The following is an 11,129-nucleotide window of genomic DNA, read 5'->3' on the forward strand; positions in this document are numbered from 1 at the left end:
CGTCTGACGCGCCCCTCGTGACGGCCACGGCCGGCGACCCCGCACCTGCGGACGGGGTCGCCGGCCGTCGTCGTACGGACGGCGTCCCGGCGGCTCCCGAGCGCCGCTCAGGCGACGGGCAGCCGGACCTCGGCCCGGAGCCCCCCGAGGTCCGACTCCCCGAGCACGACGTCGCCGCCCTGCTCACGCGCGACCTCACGGGCGATCGCGAGGCCCAGTCCCGAGCCGCCCGCCTCGCGCTCGCGGGCGTCGTCGAGGCGCACGAACCGCTCGAACACGCGCTCGCGGTCGACGACGGCGATCCCGGTCCCGTCGTCCTCGACGACGACGCGCCCGTCGGCGACGGTGACCCGCACGACGGTCCGCGCGTGCCGCAGCGCGTTGCCGACGAGGTTGCGCACGACGCGCCCCGTGGCGACGGCGTCGCCCCGCCCGCGACCCGCTCCCCCGACGTCGACCGTGGGCGTCCCGGCCGCGTCCGGCCCGTGCGTCGGGGCGTTCGCCCGGCCCGTCTCGGCGTCCACGACGTCGTGCACGACCGCGGCGAGGTCGAGCTCGTCGCTCGTGAGCGGCGTCGAGCCGACGCGGGCGAGCAGCAGCAGGTCGTCGACGAGCGCCTGCATGCGCTGCGCCTCCCGGTCGGCGTCCGCGACGAGCTCGGCGGAGGTGTAGGCGTCGGGGTGCGCGCGGGCGACGTCGAGGGTCGCGCGCAGCGACGCGAGCGGGGACCGCAGCTCGTGCGCGGCGTCCCCGACGAACGTGCGCTGCCGCGCGGCGCTGGTCTCCAGCCGGTCGAGCATGTCGTTGAGCGTGCGCGCCAGGGCCGCGAGCTCGTCGTCGACGGGCGGCACGGGCAGCGAGCCCCGGCCGCCGGTGCGCGCGACGTCGGCCGCCGCGCGGCGCAGCGCGTCGACGGGCCGCAGCGCGCGGCCGATGACGACCCAGATCGTGCCCGCGAGCAGTGCCGTGAGGACGGGCACGACGACGACGAGCGCGAGCCGCAGCGCCTGCACGAGCCCGCGGACCTCGTCGAGCGGGACCGACGCGACGGCGGTCACGGGCTCGCCGCGGTACGTCGCGGCCCGGAGCGCGACCCGGGCGTCCGGGTCGTAGCCGCTGTCGGTCGTCGACACCACGACGGTCGCGTCGTCGGCGGGACGCAGCCGCGCGAGCGCGTCGGCGGGCAGCACGGGCAGCGTGCGCGTCGCGTTGGCCGACGTGGCGAGCACGAGCCCGTCGGCGTCGAGCAGCTGGGCGATCTCGCCGCTCTCCACGACGGGCAGCGGGTCGGGCACCCGGTCGGCCGCCGCGAGGTCCGCGACCGTCTCCGCGCGGGCCCGGACCACGTCGTCGAGCGCCGCGACCCGCCCCGCGGACAGCACGGACGTGAGCACGACCGCCCCGACCGCGAGCGTCACCATGAGCAGCCCGGCGGTCAGCGCCGTGAGCCGCAGCCGCAGCGACGCGCGGGACCGCCGTCGCCCCGCCGGCACGGCCGGCACGGGGGTCCCGGCCGGCGCGGGAACCCGGGCCGGCGCACCGTCGTCCGGCGTCGTCATCCCGCCACGCGGTACCCGGCGCCGCGGACGGTCGCGACGACGTCGCGCCCGAGCTTGCGCCGCAGGTACCCGACGTACACCTCGACGACGTTGACGTCCTCGCCGGTGCCCTCCCACACGTGGTCACGCAGCTCGACCTTCCCGACGACGCGGTCGGCGTGCCGCATGAGGTACTCGAGCAGCGCGAGCTCGCGCACGGTGAGCGTGACGGGCTCCCCGCCGAGCGTGACGGTGCGGGCCGCGGGGTCGAGCACGAGGCCGCCGACGGTGAGCACCGCGGGCCGGACCTGCGGCGGGCGGCGCAGCAGCGCGCGCAGGCGCGCGACCAGCACGACGAACGCGAACGGCTTCGTCAGGTAGTCGTCGGCGCCCACGTCGAGGCCGCCGGCGACGTCGTACTCGCCGTCCTTCGCGGAGAGCAGCAGGACGGGCGTGCGGACGTCCTGCGCGCGCAGGGCCGTGACGACGTCGTAGCCGTTGCGGCGCGGCAGCATGATGTCGAGCACGATCGCGTCGTAGTCGTGCTCGAGGGCCAGGCGCAGGCCGGTCTCGCCGTCGTGCGCGACGTCGACCGCGAACCCCTCCGCGGACAGGCCGCGGTGCAGCGCGCTCGTCAGGCCGCGCTCGTCGTCCACCACGAGTAACCGCACGTCAGCAGCATGCCACCCGCGGCGCGCACGGTCGCCGCCGCTCGTCTCAGCGTGCCCTCAGCGGGCGTGGCGCACAGTGGGGTCATGACCGAGACACAGCCCACCCCGCAGCCCCCGGCCGGCCCGGCGCGCCGGTCCCTGTCCCCCCCGGGCCCGCTGGGCCGTGCCCGCCGTCGCCGCGGTCGCGGTCGGCGCCGCGGTGCTGGCCCCTCCGCTGCTCGCGAGCGCGGACGACCAGGGCCTGCCGCCCGTCACGCCCGAGGAGCTCGTCGCGCAGGTCGCCGGCGCCGAGGCGCCCGCCCTGTCCGGGACGATCGTCTACACGGCGCGCCTCGGCCTGCCGTCGCTGCCGTTCGGCACGGCCGCGGGTGCGGACCCCGTCAACCTCATGTCGGGCAGCTCGACGCTGCGCGTGTGGACCGACGGCGAGACGCGCTCGCGCGTCGCGCTGCTCGGCGCCGCCTCCGAGTACTCGGTGGTCCACGACGCCGCGCAGGCGTGGACGTACTCGAGCGACGACGACGAGGTCGTGCACTACACGCTCGACGCCGCCGACGTCGCCCGCCTGCAGGAGCTCGAGAAGTCCGGCCCGCCGGTGCAGGGCGACCTGCCGACGCCGCAGGCCGCGGCCGACGCCGCCCTCGCGCACGCGCAGGAGCTGTCGACGGTGTCGCTCGACGGCGTGACGACGGTGGCGGGGCGCGACGCGTACCAGCTGGTCGTGACGCCGAAGAGCACGACGACGCTCGTCGGCCGCACGGTCCTCGCCGTGGACGCGGAGACGTCGACGCCGCTGCGGGTCCAGGTGTGGAGCGCGCAGGACGACACCGAGCCGGCGCTCGAGGTCGGCTTCACCGACGTGACGTTCGCGACGCCGACCGACGCGGTCCTCACGTTCTCGCCGCCCGCCGGTGCGCAGGTGCGCGAGGTCGTCGTGCCGCTGCCGACCGACGCCGAGCTCGCGGGCGCCGCGCAGGAGAAGACGGACGGCACGCTGCCCGCCGGGGTCACGGTGCACGGCGAAGGCTGGGACACGGTCGTCGAGGTGGCCGACGTGGACGTCGCGGGGCTCGTCGCGGGCGACCCCGAGGCGCTGGGCGACCTGGCCCAGCACGAGCCGACGATCGGGTCGGACAGCGCGCAGGCGCTGCTTGAGGACTTCGGCCGCGACCCGTCGCAGGGCGCCCCGGGCGAGCTCGACCCGACGGCGCTGTTCGACGCGATCACGACGGCCGTGCCCGAGGGCCGGCTCATCAGCTCCGACCTGTTCAGCGTCCTCATCACCGACGACGGGCGGCTGCTGCTGGGGGCGGTGTCCCCGCAGACGCTGCAGGGGCTCGCGTGAGCTCGGCGGTGCTCGACCCCGCGCGGGTCGGCCAGGGGTCCGGTGACGCCACCGGGCCCCTGGCCGTGCGCACCGAAGGGCTGACGAAGCGGTTCCGGTCCGGCCAGGTCGCGGTCGACGACCTCGCGCTGCGGGTGCCGCGCGGCGCGGTGTACGGGTTCCTCGGGCCGAACGGCTCGGGCAAGACGACGACGATCCGGATGCTCCTGGGTCTGGTGCGGCCCACCGCGGGCGCGGCGTGGCTGCTCGACTCCCCGATGCCGGAGGCCGCGCTCGCGGTGCTCCCCCGCGTCGGGGCGCTGGTCGAGGGGCCCGCGTTCCAGCCGTACCTGTCGGGCCGGGACAACCTGGCGCGGCTCGAGGCGGCCGACGCGACGGCCGACCCGCGCACCGCGGACCGTCGCGCGGGCGAGGCGCTCGAGCGCGTCGGCCTCACCGCAGCCGCCGACAAGCGGTACCGCCAGTACTCGCTCGGGATGAAGCAGCGGCTCGGGCTGGCCGCCGCGCTCCTGCGCCCGCGCGACCTGCTGGTCCTGGACGAGCCGACGAACGGCCTCGACCCGCAGGGCACGCGCGAGGTCCGGCACCTCGTGCGGGAGCTCGCCGACGCGGGCACGACCGTGCTGGTGTCGTCGCACCTGCTCGCCGAGATCGAGCAGGTCTGCACGCACGTCGGGATCATGCGGTCCGGACGGATGGTGCTGCAGGGCGACCGGTCCGTGCTCGTCGCACGTGGCGTCAGCCGGGTACGCGTCACGACGACGGCAGGGCTGACCGGCGCGGCCGCCCGCGTGCTCGCCGGGCTCGGGCTGGACGAGGTCGGCACGGACGGCCTGCGCGTCGACGCGCTGCTCGGCGACGTCGCCCCCGAGCGCGTGTCGGCGGCGTCGGTCGCCGCGGGCGTGGACCTCGTCGGGTTCGAGGTGCGCCACCCGAGCCTCGAGGAGATCTTCGTCGAGCTCACCGGGGAGGGCTTCGATGTCGCACGCTGACCCGCTCGCGAGCGCCACGGTCGCGCCCGTCGCGACCGCCGCCCCCGTCCCCCGCGCCCAGCCGGGCGCGTTCGGCCGGCTGCTGCGCAGCGAGCTGCGTCTGGTCCTCGGCCGCCGCCGCAACGTCGTGCTGCTGTCCGGCCTGGGCGCCGTCCCGCTGCTGCTCGGGCTGGTCGTGTTCCTCACGCGCGACTCGGCGATGTCCGGTCAGGGGCCGGGCTTCATCGGGCGCGTCACGGAGAACGGCCTGTTCCTCGTCGTCGCGTCGGTCTTCGTGTGCCTGCCGTTCCTGCTGCCGCTCACCGTCGGGATCGCGTCGGGCGACGCGATCGCCGGCGAGGCGTCGGCCGGGACGCTGCGCTACCTGCTCGTGACGCCCGTCGCACGCGCCCGGCTGCTCGTCGTCAAGGCGGCCGGTGCCCTCACGTTCGTCGCCGCCGCGGTGCTGGCCATCGCGGTCGTCGGGCTCGTCGCGGGCGCGGTGCTGTTCGGGCTGCGCGACGTCGTCCTGCTCTCCGGGGACACCGTGCCGCTCGCGTCGGGGGCGCTGCGCGTCGCCGGCATCGTGGCGTACGTCGGGCTGTCCATGACCGGGCTGGTCGCCGTCGGGCTGTTCTTCTCGACGCTCACCGAGGTGCCCGTCGGTGCGATGGCCGCCACAGTGGTCGTCGCGATCGTGTCGGGCGTGCTCGACACGCTGCCCGCCCTCGACGCGATCCGGCCCGGGCTGCTCACGCACCACTGGCTCGACTTCGCCGAGCTGCTGCGCATCGCGCCCGACTGGGGCGTCGTCGCGGGCGGCCTGGGCGTGCAGCTCGCGTGGGTCGTGGTGTTCGGGTCGCTCGCGTGGGCACGGTTCACGACGGCCGACGTGTCGTCCTGACCCGTCCGCCCCCACGCCGGCACCACATCCGGAACCGTCCGGTGGAGGGGCGGGCGCCGCGCACCGCGGTGTCCGCCCCTCGGACGTCGGCCGTCCGTGGAAGCACGAGGGGGTCCCGCCGGTTGACAATGGTGTCCTCACCCGCCGGACAGGAAGCGTGCCGTGAACCAGCCTCGCATGAACGTCGAGTCGTTCAACCTCGACCACCGCACCGTCGCCGCGCCCTACGTGCGCCTCGCGGACACGAAGGTGCTGCCCGCCGGAGACGTCATCCAGAAGTACGACGTCCGGTTCACGCAGCCCAACGTGGCGCACCTGGAGATGCCGACGGTGCACTCGCTGGAGCACCTGTTCGCGGAGCACTCGCGCAACCACTCGGACCGCGTCGTCGACTTCTCGCCGATGGGCTGCCAGACGGGCTTCTACCTGATCCTGCAGGGCGAGTGGGCCTACGACGACGTCCTGGGCCTCGTGCAGTCGACCCTCGAGGACGTGCTCGGCGCGACCGAGGTGCCGGCCGCGAACGAGGTGCAGTGCGGCTGGGGCGCCAACCACACGCTGTCGGGGGCGCAGGACGCCGCGCGCACGTTCCTCGCGGAGCGCGACGCGTGGAGCACGGTGACCGCGTGATCGCCGTCGACGCCGTCGTCGTGACGGCCATGGCCGACGAGGCGGCCCCGTTCGTCGCGCGGGCCGACTTCGTGGGACCGGTGACGCGGGTCGGCCACGCCGAGCACCGGATGATCACGCTCGCGGGCCGCCAGGTGCTGCTCGTGGTCAGCGGCATCGGCCTGGTCAACGCCGCCACGGCAGCCGCGGTGGCGATCAACGCGACGCACCCGAAGGCGCTCGTCAGCGCCGGCAGCGCGGGCGGCGTGGGCGTGGACGTGCGTGTCGGCGACGTCGTCGTCGGCTCCGAGTACGTGTACTCCGGGGCTGACGCGCGCGCGTTCGGCTACGAGCTCGGCCAGGTGCCCGGCATGCCCGAGGTGTACGCGGCCGAGCACGCGCTGCACGACGCGGCGACGTCGGCCGCGGTGGACCTGCGCCTGCACTCGGGCACCGTGCTGTCGGGCGACGCGTTCATCGACGCGTCGCGCGTCGACCGGATCCGTGCCGCGTTCCCCGGCGCCCTGGCGACCGACATGGAGTCCGCGGCGCTCGCCCACACGAGCCACCTGTACGGGGTGCCGTTCCTGTCGGTGCGCGGCATCTCCGACCTGTGCGGGCCGGTCGCGAACGACGACTTCCTCACGCACGTCGACGACGCCGCGGACCGCTCCGCGGCCGTCGTGATCGAGCTCCTGCGGGCGATGGCCGACGAGCCGACGCCCCACCTGGTGCCGTAGGACCGCGGCCCGGGCCGCCGGGAGGACGCCCCGTCGAGGGCGTTCCCGGCGGCCGGGCGCGGGCGGCGCGTCAGGCGGTGAGGTCCGCGACGCGCGGCACGGCCGGCGCCACGGCGTCCCGCACCCACGCCGACAGGCTCGTGGCCGGCGGCCGCAGGATGACGGTCTCGACGCCGAGCGCGGCGAAGGGCCGCATCTCCTCGACGAACCCGTCGACGTCGCCCGTCAGCAGCGCGTCGCCCGCGTGCAGGACGGTCACACGGATCTCCGCGGGGTCGCGGCCGACGTCCTCGCAGTGGCCGCGCAGCACCTCGAGCTTGTGCGCGACGTCGTCGGGCGTGCCGGCGAAGAGGTTGCACGCGTCGGCGTACTGCGCGACGAGGCGCAGCGTCTTGCGCTCTCCCCCGCCGCCGACCATGATCTCCGGGCGCCGCAGCGGCTGCGGCGAGCAGAGGGTCTCGGCGAGCTGGTAGTGGGTGCCCTCGTACGGGCCGTTCGCGGCCGGGTCCCACATCTGCCGGCTGATCTGCAGGGTCTCCTCGAGCCGCTCGAACCGCTCCTTGAGCGGCGGGAACGGGACGCCGAGGGCGGCGTGCTCGCGGTCGTACCAGGCGGCGCCGATGCCGAGCGTCGCACGGCCGCCGGACAGCACGTCGAGCGTCGCGACGGTCTTCGCGAGCAGGCCCGGGTACCGGTAGGTGACGCCCGTGACGAGGACGCCGAGCTGCACCGTCTCGGTCCGTCCCGCGAGGTAGCCGAGCGTCGTGTACGCCTCGAGCATGGGGTCCTCGGCGGGGAACCCGGCCGCGACCATCTGGAACCAGTGGTCCATGACCGAGACCCACGCGACGCCCGCGGCCTCGGCCGCCTCCGCCGTGGCGCCGAGCTCGCCCCGCAGGGCGGCGGGCTCGACCGCGTCGAACCGCATGAGGTGGATGCCGACCCGCACGGGCGCTCCTGTCGTCGTCGGTGGGCGGACCGCGCCGGTCGCCCGGGGCCGTCGTGCGGCCCTCCCGGCACCCTGCACGTTCGAGCGCGCTCGAAGTCAAGGCGGCGAGGTCGCGGTCAGGGCTCGACGTCGAACGACGCCAGGTGCTCGGGCTCCTGCGCCGTCACGTCGAGCGAGGACACGGACGCACCGCGCGGCCCGTGCCGCGCCCAGCCGACGAACGCGTCGACGGCCGGCTCGTCGCCCTCGACGACCGCCTCGACCGACCCGTCCGCCCGGTTGCGGACCCACCCGGCGACGCCGAGGCGCTGCGCCTCGTGCGCGGCCGTCCACCGGAAGCCGACGCCCTGCACGAAGCCCCGCACCACCAGGTGGCGGCGCACCCGCGTCACCGTCGGGCACCCGTCGACACCCTGGACCGTCCGCCCATCGCCACCCCCGAGGTCGCCCTCGCCGCCCTCCCGGTCGTCGCACGCGGCCGTCCCCGGCCGCTCTCGCACCAGACTGCCTCGGATGCGCGGTCGCGGCACGGGTGCGACGGTGGAGCCGTGCACCCCGGACCGACGACCCTGCTGCTCGTGCGGCACGGCGAGAGCGTCGGCAACGTCGCCGCCACCGCCGCCGACCGTGCCGGCGCCGAGGTCGTCGACATCGACACCCGCGACGCCGACACGCCCCTGTCCGAGCGGGGGGCCGAGCAGGCGCGGGCCCTCGGCACCTGGCTGGGCGCGCTCGGGCCCGACGACACACCGCAGGCCCTCTGGTGCTCGCCGTACCTGCGCGCCCGGCAGACCGCCCGGCACGCGCTCGACGTCGCCGGCCTGGACCTGCGCGTGCACACCGACGAGCGGCTGCGCGACCGCGAGCTCGGGGTGCTGGACCGGCTCACGGGGACCGGCGTGCGGCGGCGGCTGCCCGACGAGGCGGCGCGGCGCGCACTGCTCGGCAAGATGTACCACCGCCCGCCCGGGGGCGAGTCGTGGGCCGACGTCGCGCTGCGGCTGCGGACCCTCGTGCCCGACCTGGAACGCCGAGAGGACGGCCGCCGTGTCCTGGTCGTCGCGCACGACGCCGTGGTGCTGCTCCTGCGCTACGTGCTGGAGGACCTCACGGAGGACGAGCTCATGGACGTCGTGCGCTCGGGCAGCGTGCGGAACGCGTCGGTGACGCGGCTGGACCGGGCGGACGACGCGTGGTCGCTCGCGCTGTTCGACGAGGTTGGGCACCTGGAGGCGCTCGACGCGCCCGTGACCGAGCACGAGGGCACGGACGACGCGCGTGTCTGACGCCGCCGCGGGGTCGCCCGTGCCGCTCACCCCGGCCGCGCTGCGCGGCTGGCCGCTGCCCGACCGCACGGGCTCGAAGGACGAGCGGGGCGGGGTCCTCGTCGTCGGCGGCGCCCGCAGGACGCCCGGCGCGGTGCTGCTGTGCGGCGTCGCCGCGCTGCGGGTCGGGGCGGGTCGGCTCACGCTCGCCGCCGCCGGCTCGGTCGCGCCGACGCTGGCCGTCGCCGTGCCCGAGGCCGGGGTGCTGTCGCTGCCCGAGTCCGCCGACGGGTCCGTCCGGGGTGCCGCCGGTGTGCTGGACGACGAGCTCGCGCGCGCCGACGCCGTCGTCGTCGGACCGGGCCTGGACGAGCCTGACGGGACGCTCGCCGTGCTGGAGGACGTGTGCGCCGGCCTCGGCGACGACACGGTCGTGCTGCTCGACGCGTTCGCGCTCGGGGTCCTGCGCGACGCCCGCGCCGTGCGGGACACCCTCGCCGGGCGACTCGTCCTCACGCCGAACACGACCGAGGCGACGCACCTGCTGGGTGGCGAGGACGTGCCCGCCGACCGCGCCGCTCCCCTGCTCGCCGAGCGCTACGGCGCGGTCGTGGCCTGCACCGGGACGGTCGCCGACGCCGACGGGCACGTCTGGGCGTCCGCGAGCGGCTACTCCGGGCTGGGCACGTCCGGCAGCGGCGACGTCCTCGCGGGCGCGGTCGCGGGGCTGCTGGCCGGCGGCGCCGACGCCGCGCAGGCGACGTGCTGGGGCGTGGCGCTGCACGCGACGGCAGGCGACCGGCTGGCCGCCCGGGTCGGGCCGCTGGGCTACCTCGCGCGCGAGCTGCTCACCGAGCTGCCGCGGGTGCTGGTCGAGCTGCAGGCCCGCTGACTCAGCTCTCCGTGCCGCCGTCGGGCGCGCAGCTGATCACGAAGCTGATGTCCTTGGCGAACCAGTGGGTCGTGCCGTACGGGTCGTGGTCGACCACGGTGTACACGGTGCCGGTCTTGACGACCACGAAGGCCACTCCGTCGGGGACGACGTAGCTCTTCGTGCCGTCGACGTACTCGACCTTGGTGCACGTGTAGACGCCGTTCTCCCAGTTGTCGGGGTTGTGGAGGAACGGGTCGACCGGGCTCTTGGCCGATGCGGGTGCGGCCAACAGGGCGAGGGCGGCGCCGGCGATCGCGGTAGCGGCCAGCGAGGTGGCGATGCGGGACATCTTTGTCTCCTTGGGGGTGCCAGGACCATTGCCGTGGACACGGCCGGGAGGCGCCCCCTGCCCGCTTTGCCGGACTTGTCCGCAACCCACGCTAGGCCTGTCGGCCGGGCCACGACATCGGGGCGGGCGCGATATCACCCGCCGCTCCTGGTCGACGCCTCGTCAGCGCGACCGGTCCCAGAGCCCCCGGACGTACGCGGCCTGGCCAGCGTGCTGCACGTCGTCGTCGACGACGCTGACGAGCCGGACGCCGAGCGTCACGGGCGGGTCCCACGACTCGTCGACCACGCGGTCGAGGTCGCCCGGCTCGAGCCGCTGCAGGTACGCGACGGTCTGCGCGGCGACGTCGTCGTAGTAGCCGAGCAGCAGCTCGGCGGGCACGTCGACGAGCGCGACGTCCTGCGTCGACTGGCCGTACCCGGTCGCGCCCGCGGCGAACGGCAGGCCGAACCGCTGCGACCACCCGCGCGCCGTCCACACCTGCTCGACGCCGGCCAGGTCCGCGACCTGCGCGTCCTGCCCGCGGGCCGCGTGCCAGGCGAGCCACGCGATCGAGTTCGCGCCCGGGTCGGGGCGGAACGTGAGGCCGTCGCGATCGAGGTCGCGGACGGCCGAGCGCAGGACCGGTCCCACGCGCCCGAGGGCCTCGACGAGCAGGTCGGCGACGTCCATGTGCGGCTCCCGGGGGTCGGCCGTCGGGGCGACGGCGTGCCGGACCGACGCTAGCCACGTCGTGCGGCGACCGCGCGGCGGCCGTGCGGCGGCCGTGCGGCAGTCGTGCGGCGGCCGTGCGGCGTCGCGGCCGCGCAGGCACGACCACCGACGGGAGGCGCGACGGCGCAGGCGACGGGTCAGCCGGCGTCGCGCCGCGGCCGGACGTCGACCGCGTCCATGCCCGCGGCGAGCGCCGCCGC

General features: G+C 76.2%; 13 protein-coding genes. 7 read left to right on the forward strand and 6 right to left on the reverse strand.

Annotated features, from left to right (window positions below; translation table 11 throughout):
• Nucleotides 1-107: 107 nt before the first annotated feature.
• Both CBZ_RS09980 and CBZ_RS09985 read right to left on the reverse strand, forming a co-directional pair.
• Nucleotides 108-1,559 carry a sensor histidine kinase gene (locus tag CBZ_RS09980; RefSeq protein WP_130781412.1) on the reverse strand — a complete coding sequence of 484 codons (1,452 nt, stop codon included), beginning with the start codon at nt 1,557-1,559 and terminating at the stop codon, nt 108-110.
• The gene (locus CBZ_RS09985; protein WP_130781413.1) at nt 1,556-2,209 is read right to left on the reverse strand and encodes a response regulator transcription factor; all 654 of its coding nucleotides are present in this window, start codon (nt 2,207-2,209) and stop codon (nt 1,556-1,558) included. The genes CBZ_RS09980 and CBZ_RS09985 overlap by 4 nt, the downstream gene beginning before the upstream one ends.
• A gap of 163 nt (nt 2,210-2,372) precedes the next feature.
• Between CBZ_RS09985 and CBZ_RS09990 the strand changes: the two genes are divergently transcribed.
• The 5 genes from CBZ_RS09990 to CBZ_RS10010 all read left to right on the forward strand — a co-directional run bounded on the left by CBZ_RS09990 (nt 2,373) and on the right by CBZ_RS10010 (nt 6,778).
• Nucleotides 2,373-3,554, forward strand: a complete 1,182-nt coding sequence (locus CBZ_RS09990) for a LolA family protein (RefSeq protein ID WP_130781414.1) — start codon at nt 2,373-2,375, stop codon at nt 3,552-3,554.
• The gene (locus tag CBZ_RS09995) at nt 3,551-4,546 is read left to right on the forward strand and encodes an ABC transporter ATP-binding protein (protein WP_130781415.1); all 996 of its coding nucleotides are present in this window, start codon (nt 3,551-3,553) and stop codon (nt 4,544-4,546) included. Before CBZ_RS09990 ends, CBZ_RS09995 begins: the two co-directional genes overlap by 4 nt.
• A complete protein-coding gene (locus CBZ_RS10000) occupies nt 4,533-5,429 on the forward strand; it encodes an ABC transporter permease (protein WP_246013234.1) in 897 nt (298 codons plus the stop codon). The genes CBZ_RS09995 and CBZ_RS10000 overlap by 14 nt, the downstream gene beginning before the upstream one ends.
• Nucleotides 5,430-5,606: 177 nt before the next feature.
• Entirely contained in the window at nt 5,607-6,059 is a 453-nt protein-coding gene (locus CBZ_RS10005; protein WP_130781424.1) for an S-ribosylhomocysteine lyase, read from the forward strand.
• Nucleotides 6,056-6,778, forward strand: a complete 723-nt coding sequence (locus CBZ_RS10010; RefSeq protein ID WP_130781416.1) for a 5'-methylthioadenosine/adenosylhomocysteine nucleosidase — start codon at nt 6,056-6,058, stop codon at nt 6,776-6,778. Before CBZ_RS10005 ends, CBZ_RS10010 begins: the two co-directional genes overlap by 4 nt.
• 70 nt (nt 6,779-6,848) lie before the next feature.
• Here CBZ_RS10010 and CBZ_RS10015 read toward each other — a convergent pair whose 3' ends face one another.
• Complete coding sequence (locus CBZ_RS10015) at nt 6,849-7,727, reverse strand: LLM class F420-dependent oxidoreductase (RefSeq protein WP_130781417.1); 879 nt, start codon at nt 7,725-7,727, stop codon at nt 6,849-6,851.
• Nucleotides 7,728-7,843: 116 nt separating this feature from the next.
• A complete protein-coding gene (locus tag CBZ_RS10020; RefSeq protein ID WP_373862166.1) occupies nt 7,844-8,110 on the reverse strand; it encodes an acylphosphatase in 267 nt (88 codons plus the stop codon).
• Between the two features lie 165 nt (nt 8,111-8,275).
• Between CBZ_RS10020 and CBZ_RS10025 the strand changes: the two genes are divergently transcribed.
• Both CBZ_RS10025 and CBZ_RS10030 read left to right on the forward strand, forming a co-directional pair.
• Nucleotides 8,276-9,013 carry a histidine phosphatase family protein gene (locus CBZ_RS10025; protein WP_130781419.1) on the forward strand — a complete coding sequence of 246 codons (738 nt, stop codon included), beginning with the start codon at nt 8,276-8,278 and terminating at the stop codon, nt 9,011-9,013.
• On the forward strand, nt 9,006-9,884 hold the full coding sequence (locus CBZ_RS10030) for an NAD(P)H-hydrate dehydratase (protein WP_130781420.1): 879 nt from the start codon (nt 9,006-9,008) through the stop codon (nt 9,882-9,884). Before CBZ_RS10025 ends, CBZ_RS10030 begins: the two co-directional genes overlap by 8 nt.
• Before the next feature lies 1 nt (nt 9,885).
• Here the strand turns inward: CBZ_RS10030 and CBZ_RS10035 are convergent, their stop codons facing one another.
• Both CBZ_RS10035 and CBZ_RS10040 read right to left on the reverse strand, forming a co-directional pair.
• Complete coding sequence (locus CBZ_RS10035) at nt 9,886-10,215, reverse strand: hypothetical protein (RefSeq protein WP_130781421.1); 330 nt, start codon at nt 10,213-10,215, stop codon at nt 9,886-9,888.
• A gap of 162 nt (nt 10,216-10,377) precedes the next feature.
• Nucleotides 10,378-10,887: a mycothiol transferase gene (locus CBZ_RS10040; RefSeq protein ID WP_130781422.1), complete on the reverse strand. Its 510-nt coding sequence runs from the start codon at nt 10,885-10,887 to the stop codon at nt 10,378-10,380.
• Nucleotides 10,888-11,129: the final 242 nt, after the last annotated feature.

The sequence above is a fragment of the Cellulomonas biazotea genome, from assembly GCF_004306155.1.
In the GTDB taxonomy this organism is placed as follows: domain Bacteria; phylum Actinomycetota; class Actinomycetes; order Actinomycetales; family Cellulomonadaceae; genus Cellulomonas; species Cellulomonas biazotea.

Coding starts and splice junctions, on each gene's coding strand:
- CBZ_RS09980 (WP_130781412.1), bottom strand. CDS start 1,559: ATGACGACGCCGGACGACGGTGCGCCGGCCCGGGTTCCCGCGCCGGCC.
- CBZ_RS10000 (WP_246013234.1), top strand. CDS start 4,533: ATGTCGCACGCTGACCCGCTCGCGAGCGCCACGGTCGCGCCCGTCGCG.
- CBZ_RS10040 (WP_130781422.1), bottom strand. CDS start 10,887: ATGGACGTCGCCGACCTGCTCGTCGAGGCCCTCGGGCGCGTGGGACCG.
- CBZ_RS10005 (WP_130781424.1), top strand. CDS start 5,607: ATGAACGTCGAGTCGTTCAACCTCGACCACCGCACCGTCGCCGCGCCC.
- CBZ_RS10035 (WP_130781421.1), bottom strand. CDS start 10,215: ATGTCCCGCATCGCCACCTCGCTGGCCGCTACCGCGATCGCCGGCGCC.